Below are 10,668 nucleotides of genomic sequence, written 5' to 3'. Positions count from 1 at the left end.
GGGGACGCCGAGCCGGCTGAACCCGTAAGTTCGACCGAGGCGTCTTGATTCGTGGACTCGAATGCGTCGCTATTTTGTGACAACGCGTCAGTTAGGGTCTCACCATCCAGCGACAACGCCGGGGCATCCCCGTCTTCGCCCTCTTCGACGCGCACTTCCGCGGCTTCTCCGAGTTGGGCTGGCGTGAGCTGAGCGGTCGCGTCGTCGGCGGTCACGGTATAGGCGTCGTCGACCAGTGGCTGCGCAGTTTCTTCAACAAAGGTGTCCCAACGCTCCTGGCTGACGGCCGGTGCAACGGCTTCTCCCGGTGCATCTAGCTCGGTTTCAGTGCCCAACCAGTTGGCTGACAGGTCGTGAGAAAGTTGTTCACTATCCACGGTAAAGCCGTTGATCGGCTCCGAATAATCCAAGGTCTCGCCCTCGTAGACGACTGAGCCCTCCGTTGAGTCGTAGGTCAGCTGTTCCGCTAAACCTGCGACGGCGTCTTGAGCCGCCTCCTCGTCCACCGAGGTCTGCACCGCAACGTGGGCTTCACCAAATATTCGGCCCCAAAGGTCAACGGGGTTAAACGTGAGCTCAGTGAGGTCGTCTAGGGTCGCATCGACGTCATAGGAGTAGCCGGCCTCGGCCGGCACGATAGAGGCTTCGGCTTCCGCTGCGCTGACCACGAGCTCGCGTTCGGCACGAGCAGCAAGTTCCTCTTCGATCACCGGGGCGGCTTCGTCAACCGATTTCCCGGAAACGTCCACGCCCTCAACGGTCAGGGTGGCCGGAAGGTCATTTTCGGTCGCAAACGCGGCACCGACATAGCCGATACCCAGCAGCACCACGATCGCGGCAATAATCCAAGGCCAGCGACGGCGTTTTCGGGGCTTCTCGGTAGGCGTGTCGTCATTCCCCGTCGACCCAGCTCCGCCACCGGCAACCGGGCCGATCGTCTCGGTCTGCTCCGTGGCATCTTCAGCTGTATCAACGGACGGGTCATAGGTCACCGGATCCGAGCGGGCAGGCTCGTCTTCGGCTGATGCTTCAGCCGACTCTTCTGCATCCCGCTGATCGCCACCCAACGCTGCGATGCGCTGCAGCATTCGGGTCTCGGCGTCGAGTGCGCCGTCGTCGGGTTCCGACGGATCGCGGTGAGGTTCTTTTTCGTCAGCCATATGCTCTACTCATACAATACGACGGGGGAAATGTACCGCACCGCCGCCGAAAATATATGCAACTGTTATACACGCCTGCATAACTAGCGCGAATATCAGCCTAGTCCGGAAAATGTACGTACTTACGGCACATCAAGATATGTTGCTCGGCTAGACTTTCGATGCGGCGTCAACGTTAAAAGTTGTCTTGTCATATTTATCGTTCCGACACCCCGAAATACTGAACTTACGCACGTCTTGATGAGCTCGAAGGACACTGCACATGACGAATCCGTCTTTACCCGAACCGGTCGACCTCACGGATCCCGCGATCGAACCGTTTCGGCTTCAACAATTGGCACAAACCCACCCGCACCTGTGGAATGACATTTTGGACCACCCCAACGTGTATCCCGGCTTAGCCGATTGGATTCGCGACCGCCAAGCCGAGCAGACCGCTGACGAAGTTGCAGACGCCGCTCCTGTCGAGCCCGCCGGTGAAGAATTTCCCGCGGCCGAGCCTACCGAGCAGCCAGACGAGGCGCCGACCAATTCGTGGTTCCAGCACCCCTCCCCGGAGCAACCCGAAGCGGACCAAACAGACCAAGCACAGGCCTACCAAACGCCGGCCTATGAAGAGCCGACACAACCATTCAGCAACCAGGGCCAAACCGGTTGGGCACAGCCTTCGCCCGCCGATCCAATGCCGCAATCGCAGCAGTTCGGTGCGTCGTCCCCACAAGACAGTGGCCAAGTCTCGCAAGGCTACGCTTACGACCAACCGTCATACGGTTTTAACCAGTCGCACCAAACTCAGGGATATCAGCAGCAACAACCTCAGCAGCCGCAGTATACGCAACCGTTCATGAATCAGCCGCGCGCCGCGTCGAAAATCGACCTGAGCTCGCGAGGCACATGGGGCCTATTTATTGCCGGCGGTGCCGCATTTTTGGCACTCTTCGGGTTCTTTTTCAGTCCCTCGGTGGCGCCGAGCTCAGTGCTCGGCGTGTCACACTTCAGCTCTGGCGGCTGGTTGTTGATGCTACTGCTGATCGGCACCGTAGCTATGTCAGTTATTGAACTGCTCATGCCAAACCGGTGGACCCGCTATGCCTTTGTGGCGCTGGGTATTGGTACCGCATTCGCGTTGATCGGCCGTTACATGACCGTCGTCGGTTTTCTTGCCGGCTACCGCGTGGGCTTCTCACTCGTCTGGTTGATCTTCATGGCCCTGGTCCTGCTGGCCGGAACCATGGTCTATTTCGCACCAGATGGTTCAACTTCGCCGTCGTCGCCACAACAAAAGCACCAGCAACCACAGCAGTTCCAGCAGCATCAGCCTCAGAACTCTCAGTTCAATCAGCCGGGTGGCTACCCGCAGTCCGGGCAGTTTCCACAGGGTGGGTACGGTCAGCAGCCACAACAATTTGGCGGCTACCAACCTCCCCATCAACCAGGTTCACCGCAGTAATTTACTGCGGTGACCGGCTAGCCTCGAGCTGAACTCGACGAACGACGACGGTTCGAGGAGCGCTGGCCGTTCCCGGCACGCTGGTTATTGCGCGGTCCGGAACGGCCACGTTGTTGACCCGATCGACCATTGCGCTGGCCACCGCTGCGGCCTTTTGAGCCGTTCTGTTTGCTGCCTTGCTGACCGTGTTGCGGCGCAGGGGTGGCTACCGCGAGAACTTTCTCGAGTTCCGCTGGCTCTAGGAATGTTCGCTGTCCAGGTACCAGGTCGGTCAAGAGTTCTTTGGACGCACCATCGGAGTGCACGGTGGGTGAGATTTTGGCGGCCTTCATTAACTGGCGCACCTCACCTTGAGCATTTGACGGGGCCAACGTGATCACGATGCCTGCCTGACCTGCGCGGGCGGTACGGCCCGAGCGGTGTAAATAGGCTTTGTGTTCGGCAGGTGGATCGGCGTGCACGACCAATGCGACGTCGTCGACGTGAATTCCGCGGGCCGCGATGTCGGTGGCCACCAAGGTGGTAGCCGAACCTTCGTGGAAGGCATTGAGGTTTCGGGTGCGCGCATTCTGCGAAAGGTTACCGTGCAGTTCGAGGGCGGCCACACCGCGCTGGCGCAGCTGCTTTGCAAGTCGCTTGGCGCCGTGCTTGGTACGGGTGAACACAATGGCTTGGCCGTCGGCTGCACAAATATTTGTCAGCGCTGTCAGTCGGGTATCACCGTCGACGGCGAGCACGTGGTGGTCCATTTTGGACACCGGCGAGGTCGCTGAATCGGCTTCGTGCACCACTGGGCTGTCAAGGTATTTTTTGACCAGTACGCCGACGCCGGCATCCAGCGTAGCGGAGAACAGCATTTTCTGGGCGCTTGGTGCTACTTTATCGAGAATACGGCGGACCATCGGCAAGAAGCCCATGTCAGCCATGTGATCGGCTTCGTCGATAATGAGGATCTCGACGCCGGAAAGGTCAACGTGACCTTGCCCCATCAGATCCAACAGGCGACCTGGGCAGGCAACCAGCACGTCAACGCCGCGTTGGAGCGCTTTGACCTGTGGGTTTTGGCCGACCCCGCCAAACATAGTTGTTGAAGAGAGTCCGGTTGCCGCACCGAGTGGCTCAAATGCTTCGGCAAGCTGGAGGGCGAGCTCGCGTGTTGGTGCGAGTACAAGTGACCGAGGACGACGCGCGGTTGCCGCACGGCCGCCGGCCAATCGAGCTGCTGTTGGCAACATGAAGGCGTAGGTTTTACCGGAACCAGTACGACCGCGGCCAAGCACGTCACGACCCGCCAATGAGTCAGGCAGGGTTGCAGCTTGAATGGGTGTTGGTGAAGTGATGCCTCGCGGCGCCAAAACCTCGGTCAGGTTGGCGGGAACGCCCAGGGCGGTGAAGCCGTTGGTTTCGTTCGATTCGTTTGCGGGCATGGTGGAAGAACCGCCAGTTTTGGCGGCATCTTGAATATTAGTCACGAAAAATTAATCCGTCCGGGTGGAAGAAAATACCCGGCCCTGGCACAGGCGGGAGCGGCAATACAAAAGCAGCTTCGACGCGGTACTGGCCGGCACCGGAAAACGTAGATCGCATCCGGCTGGCTGATACTATCCTACGCCATACAACCTGATGCTCAGTACACGCACGTATTCTTCGTCCTTAAACCCAAGTCAGTCCTAGTCCGGTTACCCCTGCGAGCAACCCGGCCAGAGCGCCAATCAATACCACTGCCCAAGCGGGCATTTTGACAAAGATCAGCAGACTGAAACAGCCCAGGGCTATGATCAACGGCGCGATACCGGTAATACCCGAGGTGATGACCGGGGTGGCCAGCGCTGCAGCCAAAATACCGACGACGGCGGCGTTCGCCCCCGCCATCCCTGCACGGATCAGTGCGTTGTTTCGCACATCGTTCCAGAATGGAAGTACCGCCAAGAGCAGTAATATGCCCGGAACAAACACGGCGATCAAAGCTACGAGTGCCGCCAACCAGGCGGTCGACCCATCGCCCATTTCAAAACCGAGGTAAGCCGCAAATGTAAACAGTGGTCCGGGGACCGCTTGTGCCGCACCGTAGCCAGCTAAGAATTGGTCTTGCGTCACGGCAGTTGCCACCGCACTTTCGCCCTGCAGGAGCGGCAATACAACATGGCCCCCGCCAAACACGAGCGCGCCGGCTCGATAAAAGGCGTCGGTGAGCCCGGCCCATGCATTGCCAGTCAGTGACACTATTACGGGGAGCCCGGCTAGCAGTAAGCCGAAGACGACGGCGCAGCCGATGCCGACTCGGCGGGACACCCGGACTGTCAGCGGTTGTGCATCCGTCTCCGTCAGGTTGCGGCACCATAGAAGCCCTGCACCGATGCCGGCAACGATGGCGATGAGTTGTCCAAAGTTTCCTGGGATGACTAACGCCAGCGCCACTGCGACTAGTCCAATCAGAATACGGCGTAGATCCGGGGTCAGGTTCTTCGCCATCCCCCACACCGCATGCGCAACTACGGCAACCGCTACTGCTTTGAGCCCAATCATTAGTCCTTGTCCGATGGGTCCGTCTAGCGACACTGCTCCAATAGCAAACAGCACAAGGAGTAGGGCCGAAGGCAAGGTGAAGGCCGCCCATGCCGCTAGTGCGCCAAGGTAGCCGCCTCGGATCAGGCCGAGGGCAAAGCCGACCTGGCTGGATGCTGGACCGGGAAGGAACTGACATAGTGCTACGAGTTGACCGTACTGTTGTTCGGTGACCCATTTGCTCCGGGAGACCAATTCATCACGGAAGTACCCCAGGTGCGCGACAGGGCCCCCGAAGGAAGTCACTCCGAGTCTAAGAAATGTGCGAAATACTTCTGCCGGTTTTAGACTTGTGATCGCTGATCCTTCGGGTTGTAGTTGGACAAACAACCAAAGCCTAACAACAGCACTCACGTTTTGCGGTAGAACTTTCCCCAATTTACTGGGAGGCTACGTAGAATTCATCCCAGCAAGTAGTCCCCTAGCCGCTGCCGACTTCTACTGCCTGTCAACTCAGCTTTTATCTAGGCTGGTTTACCGGTTCCAGTAGAGGTTGCGTAGCAGTGGTTGGTAGGGATCCAACCAGGGTGCGGGCTGGAACCAAATGAAGCCATCGACTTTGCGGATACGCCATTTCCCAATGTGCGTTGCCGCATGGTGGTGACTACACAGAGTGACCGCATTGGTCACGCTAGTGTTACCACCGGCCAGCCAGTCTTTGATGTGGTGGATATCGCAAAACACCGCCGAAATAGTACAGCCTGGGGCCTGGCATCCACGATCCCTGGCCAGAATCGCACGACGCTGAGCCACAGTGAAGAGTCGTTGCGTGCGTTTCTGATTGAGTACAGTATCGGGGCCGTCCCACAGTTGAGCGACCAGCTCACTATCACAGGATAAGATCTCAGCATCCGCCGGGTGTATCGACCCGTGGTTCAGGGCTTCTGAACGATACGGGGCCCAAGGAAACTGATTGAGGAACCGGGTGTTGCCTTCTACCGCCGGCTCCCCTGACTCGTGGCCGCCAGTATCACCAACACGCTCTGGGCCCAGGCCTCCCGGGGCAGAATGTTGTGAGGTATCGGGGTTGGGTCGTCTGATCACTGGTGGGGTCATCCCGGCTGGGCCTGGTGGGCGTTGCACATCCGGAGGTAAAGGCGGGACCCCTAAGGCCCGGTAGGCGGTTTGAACATCCTGAACAATCACTAACTGGGCTGACGCGCCATGGCTTTTCTTCACCCCGATCTCAGCCGGATCCATCCGCAAGATGGTCCGGAACATACCAATCAGCATCGCGGCGATCTTCTGACCCGACGACAACGGATCAATATCCTGCAAGTTGTTGGCGGTGTAAGTGTTGCCTTGGGCATCCTCACCCACCGCCAGCCCCGTATCGTCGAGCCGTAAGTCATCGATATTATCCGGAACCTCATCAACACTCGGGAAACGATCATCCGAAGAACTCTCACTTTGACCGGCGGACTCGTCCTTGGTTTCCTCGCACGGTTGTACTGAATCATCTTGGGCCGCTGCATTGCGGTCGTCGTGCTCGTTACCATCGGTCGGGTGGATGAGGTTGCGGATGTCTTGCGGAATGTCAGGTGGGGTGTTGTCGGCTTTGAGCATGTGCAGGACGAAGTTTTTGAATTGGTCATACACCTCTGGGGTGGCATTGATCGAGATCCGGCCGCCGCCTTCGGGGAAGCTTTTGGTTTTAATCGCATTATCTGGTGGTTTACGCAACGCTTGCGAGGGTGATGGGCCATCGGCGTTGAGTTCATGAGCGATCTGGTCCATCCACCCTTTCTTCGCCGCCGAAAGTTCTTCAGGGCTGACGTTCTCCCCGGCTTCGGCGAGTACGGGTTCAAAGGCGGCCATGACTTGATCGACCATTCCGGGTGGCACATCACAGGCGCCGGCGTAGTCATGTAACTCGGTATGCATACCCAGAATCCGGTCGAGGTTTTCCGCACTGAGCCGCCCACTGGTAAATGACTCCGCCACCGCAGGGTAGGTCGGGTGCGAGGACCATACATTGGGATCGCCGCCGGGAGTGTGGGTGACCAGTGGGGCGCGCTGCAAGTGCTTTGTGGTTTTAGCTCCCGACCAGCCCCTGGTTTGGCGTAAGTATTGGCGGTCATCCCGAAACGGGGAAACATCATAGGGGGTGCCGAAATAGCGTTGTTGTTCACTCATCGAGGCGCTGACATAACTGGCATACAACGTGTTGGCGGCTTCGGTGAGATGCTCTAAGCGGCCAAACATCAGACCCAACGCCTGCAGGGTGTCATAGAAATTCTCCGGCGCCACCACACCATCCAAGTCGCTGCCGGATTTCGCTGGCATTTCGGGTGAGGCTGCCTGGTCGTTTAAGGCAGGTTTGGTTTGGGGCTGGTAGCCGTTCCAATCGCCGCCGGGTTGGGTAATAAAGGTAGGGATCGTGTCGTAGGTGGTGGGGTCATTCATCGTCGTGACGATCAAGTTCAGTAACTGGGTACCCGCGTGAACCATCTCGCCTAGGGACGCATCAGAAAGTTTGTCCAGATTCAGAATATCGGTAGGCACAGGGGCACCAACATTGGGTAGCAATGACGTTAGCTCCACGATGGCCTCCTCGCGCCAAACACTAAGAACTCAGTAGGGACCTCAACAACATGAACAGCAAAACCAGTAGGTACAGAACAAAGGCAGGGAACAGAAAAAGTGACGAGATAGCGCGGAAGAAATGGAATGACGACCGGTGGGGATTGCGTACCACTATTCTACCGGCCTCGCCCCATTTTCACAAGACTTTTGAGCATATTTTAATATGTTTATTTAATGCTCTAATGCATATTTTGGCCCATTATCACACTGATGATATTTTATTGCGGCGTGTCGTGTGTTATGTTGATAAACCACGAGGAAGCTCCAGTTGTCCACACTGTCGAGAAAACGGTTGCTAGTTACCGGAATTAGCGCTAGAACCTGGCTCTGCGCAACCCCAAACACTCCTGAAAACACAACATCGACCTTGCCAGCACTCAGGCAAGGTCGATGTTTGGTAGGCCATCCCCAGATTGTGACAGCACGGCTGCACCCTACAGCCCCAGACGAGCTCCGCACTCTTGAACTACAGGCAGGGTTAGAACGGCCAGATCGTGTAACGCGATGGCTACATTGAGAGCGCACACCAGTCTGGGCGGAGAAACCGCGAGCGCAGCTAAAACGGGCCATCGGTCAGGCAGAGCGAATCGAGATCACTGGCCTGCGTCTGACACCTCGGTGGCTGTTCCCTTTGACCTTCTTCGGGCGATGAGTACCAGGTTCACGGCCATACACACGAAGATCACAAAGCCGAGGTATCCCAGCAGCGGGTAGACCTGGTTGACCAGCTCGGTGAAGCCAACGAATCCGAGGGCGAATGCGACGATGCCACCAACCAGGGCTGCGATCTTGAATCGAGGTGTATCGACTTCAAAGAACCGTGCCGTGAACGTGTACAGCATTGTCACGGCAGTATTGAAGATCATGGCCAGCAGGAGAAGCGCCACGATGAGACCAACGATCGGGTTCACATCATTAGCGATCGCCAGCATCGGCATTTCAGTACCGATGAGTTCGTCAACGTTGAAGTACATGGCCAGATTAATGACCAACGCGATGACGCCCAAGACAACTCCGCCCAGGATAGCTCCGCGTTTGGCTGCCTTGTGGCTCTGCTCAGTGGCTCCCATGATCGCAAGGATGCCCACGGACAGCGCTACGTTGAAGGACACGTGTAAAAACGCGCTGAGTAACCAGTGCGGTGACGCCAGTTGTTCCTGGGTAGCAGATACGGCTTCTAGATCGACGCCACTGGTATCGGCCGTAAACAAGGCGTAGAGCGCCAGAACAACAATGATCACGAACGCAAATGGCGCAATTGAGCTGATGACATTCAAGACGCGGCGCAAACTGAGCAGCAGGGCAAGCACAATCAGAATGGCCATGATGGCATATCCGATGGACGGCGACATGCCGAACTGCTGCTGAAAGAGCGACCCGCTGCCGGCAACCATAATGACGGCTACCCCAAAAAGGAAGAAGGTGAGGAGTAAATCGATGACGAAGCCAAGGTACTTCCCAGCGATATGGTAGATCACGTTCTTATGCGATTGGGCCTTGACCCGCTTCCCCAGCACCACGAGGTAGTAACCCAACAGTGGATACAGCACCACCGTGACGAGTGTTCCGAGGATGCCTAACCAGCCGTAGCCCGTGTAGAACTGCAAAACTTCCTGGCCGGATGCGAAGCCTGCACCGATGATGGTGCCGACGTACACCCCTGCAACCCGAAGAGTATCTTTCATTAGTTTGACCTTGCCGCCCTTTAACTTGAGTTAGTCCCATCTTCTCAGTGCAGCAGCTCACATGTGCCAGGGTTACGGGACGACGCGTTTCCCGACCCAACCGTCAACTTCAAGATCGAACTCCCACCGCTGGGGAGCATCCGCGGCAAGATCGAGCCAGTCGAGGTGTTCTAAGTCGATCCGGACCCAAGCGAAACGTTGAAACGCTGTGCAGGGGTCGTCGGCGAGTTCGGCCGTTTCGTCCATGGCCTCTCCCGGTAGACCCGCCGTTGCGTAGAGCTGCCGACTATGCGGGGCCAATGCTTCCCAGGCGGCGATCCGTTCGGCGTCGTCCGTAATGCCCGCCTTACCTTGGATGCGTAACTGCACCGAGCCGTCTTGGAGGGTCAGTGCTACCTGCGGATGCTGCTGAATTTCGTTGACCTTATCTGAGTGCACGTTGGTGGCGAAATAGATTCGCGCCGGTGCCGCCTCGAATTGCCGCAGAATAACAGCGCGTGCCCTGGGCCCGCCCCCGACACCGATGGTCGCAAGGAAGCCCAGGGTAAAACCGGTGCCTTGTGACGTCGCATCGTGCAGCGCCTGCCAGATCCGGTTCAGAATGTCGCCTTGAGCCTCGTGAGTCATGGCATTAAAACCAGGCGTCGGCCAGCAGTTTCAGCGAATGATCGCCCACGGCAGGGTCATAGGTGTAGGTCACCGTGATGAGTTCATCGGCGCCGGTCCGTTCAACGAACTCTTCGAGCTGAGTTCGAACGGTTTGCGGAGCACCCACGGCTTTGATGCTAAGCATCGGGCTGCCGGCCGGGCCCAGCTGAGCTGGATCAACCGGTGGTTGCAACAATCGACGTTGGCCCGTCTGAATGTCTTGGAACATCTGTTCGACGACGGTGTATTCGCGCTGCGCTTCGGCGTCGGTATCTGCCACCACAACGTTGACCCCGGCCATGACATAGGGTTTTTCCAGCTGAGCGGTGGGAGCATCAGCACTAAACGAATCGCGATACACCTGAATTGCCTGGTCCAACTGATCCGGGGCGAAGTGTGAGGCAACGGAGAACGGTAGGCCCAGCTGACCGGCGATCGAAGCACCATTCACCGTGGAACCCAGCACCCAGATCGGCACATTCATACCGGCCGAAACAGCCGAAACAATTGGCGCACTATACGAGGTACCGGTTTCGCTAAACCAACCCTGCAGGTCATAAATACTCTGTGCAAA

The 10,668-nt window shown here is 57.6% G+C and carries 8 protein-coding genes; 1 reads left to right on the top strand and 7 read right to left on the bottom strand.

The features are described from left to right. On the bottom strand, positions 1 to 1,160 hold a 1,160-nt coding region (locus L0H14_RS10215), incomplete at its 3' end, for a peptidoglycan binding domain-containing protein (protein ID WP_301421779.1). Positions 1,161 to 1,422: 262 nt separating this feature from the next. On the opposite strand from L0H14_RS10215, the gene L0H14_RS10210 reads away from it, so the two are divergent. Continuing rightward, positions 1,423 to 2,610: a hypothetical protein gene (locus L0H14_RS10210; protein ID WP_301419448.1), complete on the top strand. Its 1,188-nt coding sequence runs from the start codon at positions 1,423 to 1,425 to the stop codon at positions 2,608 to 2,610. 17 nt (positions 2,611 to 2,627) lie between these two features. On the opposite strand, the gene L0H14_RS10205 is transcribed toward L0H14_RS10210, so the two are convergent. The 6 genes from L0H14_RS10205 to L0H14_RS10180 form a co-directional block, all read right to left on the bottom strand. Beyond that, positions 2,628 to 4,037, bottom strand: a complete 1,410-nt coding sequence (locus L0H14_RS10205) for a DEAD/DEAH box helicase (RefSeq protein WP_301419453.1) — start codon at positions 4,035 to 4,037, stop codon at positions 2,628 to 2,630. 226 nt (positions 4,038 to 4,263) lie between these two features. Beyond that, the gene (chrA, locus tag L0H14_RS10200; protein ID WP_301419454.1) at positions 4,264 to 5,472 is read right to left on the bottom strand and encodes a chromate efflux transporter; all 1,209 of its coding nucleotides are present in this window, start codon (positions 5,470 to 5,472) and stop codon (positions 4,264 to 4,266) included. A 177-nt stretch (positions 5,473 to 5,649) separates the two neighbouring features. Further along, positions 5,650 to 7,719: an HNH endonuclease signature motif containing protein gene (locus L0H14_RS10195; protein ID WP_301419449.1), complete on the bottom strand. Its 2,070-nt coding sequence runs from the start codon at positions 7,717 to 7,719 to the stop codon at positions 5,650 to 5,652. Positions 7,720 to 8,354: 635 nt separating this feature from the next. Beyond that, on the bottom strand, positions 8,355 to 9,446 hold the full coding sequence (locus L0H14_RS10190; protein ID WP_301419450.1) for a hypothetical protein: 1,092 nt from the start codon (positions 9,444 to 9,446) through the stop codon (positions 8,355 to 8,357). A 72-nt stretch (positions 9,447 to 9,518) separates the two neighbouring features. Continuing rightward, positions 9,519 to 10,073 carry a pyridoxamine 5'-phosphate oxidase family protein gene (locus L0H14_RS10185; protein ID WP_301419451.1) on the bottom strand — a complete coding sequence of 185 codons (555 nt, stop codon included), beginning with the start codon at positions 10,071 to 10,073 and terminating at the stop codon, positions 9,519 to 9,521. Between the two features lie 4 nt (positions 10,074 to 10,077). Further along, a partial coding sequence (locus L0H14_RS10180) for an LLM class flavin-dependent oxidoreductase (RefSeq protein ID WP_301421778.1) occupies positions 10,078 to 10,668 on the bottom strand: 591 nt, incomplete at its 5' end.

The sequence above is a fragment of the Yaniella sp. genome (genome assembly GCF_030453185.1).
Classification (GTDB): domain Bacteria; phylum Actinomycetota; class Actinomycetes; order Actinomycetales; family Micrococcaceae; genus Yaniella.
This window is presented reverse-complemented; position numbering and strand designations above follow the sequence as displayed.

Coding starts and splice junctions, on each gene's coding strand:
- L0H14_RS10210 (WP_301419448.1), top strand. CDS start 1,423: ATGACGAATCCGTCTTTACCCGAACCGGTCGACCTCACGGATCCCGCG.
- L0H14_RS10205 (WP_301419453.1), bottom strand. CDS start 4,037: ATGCCCGCAAACGAATCGAACGAAACCAACGGCTTCACCGCCCTGGGC.
- L0H14_RS10190 (WP_301419450.1), bottom strand. CDS start 9,446: ATGAAAGATACTCTTCGGGTTGCAGGGGTGTACGTCGGCACCATCATC.
- L0H14_RS10185 (WP_301419451.1), bottom strand. CDS start 10,073: ATGACTCACGAGGCTCAAGGCGACATTCTGAACCGGATCTGGCAGGCG.